The following is a 431-nucleotide window of genomic DNA, read 5'->3' as shown; positions in this document are numbered from 1 at the left end:
GCGCATCATCGGCCAGGGCCGCGCGAGCGAGTTGCTCTACACCGGCCGCTCGATGAGCGGTGAAGAGGGCGAGCGCTGGGGCTTTTTCAACCGCCTGTGCGAACCGGCCGAGGTGCTGAGCCAAGCGCATGCCCTGGCCGCCGACCTGGCCGCCGGCCCGACATTCGCCAACGGCATCACCAAGACGATGCTGCACCAGGAATGGACGATGACGATCGAGCAGGCGATCGAGGCCGAGGCGCAGGCGCAGGCCATCTGCATGCTGACCGAAGATTTCTCGCGGGCGTATCACGCGTTCGTCGCCAAACAGAAACCGGCATTCGAGGGCAACTGAGATGAGCGACAAAGATTATTTGCAGTGGCCGTTCTTTGACGACAAGCACCGCCAGCTCGAAACCGAACTCGATGCCTGGGCCACGAAGCATATCGCG

At 63.1% G+C, this 431-nt stretch carries 1 protein-coding gene; it reads left to right on the top strand.

The features are described 5' to 3' along the window. On the top strand, positions 1 to 334 hold a 334-nt coding region (locus tag D7V77_RS42690), incomplete at its 5' end, for an enoyl-CoA hydratase-related protein (RefSeq protein ID WP_233597590.1). Between the last annotated feature and the right edge of the window lie 97 nt (positions 335 to 431).

The sequence above is a fragment of the Corallococcus sp. CA041A genome, from assembly GCF_003612075.1.
In the GTDB taxonomy this organism is placed as follows: domain Bacteria; phylum Myxococcota; class Myxococcia; order Myxococcales; family Myxococcaceae; genus Corallococcus; species Corallococcus exiguus.
The sequence above is the reverse complement of the archived record's forward strand: the minus strand, read 5'-3'. Positions and strand labels throughout refer to the sequence as shown.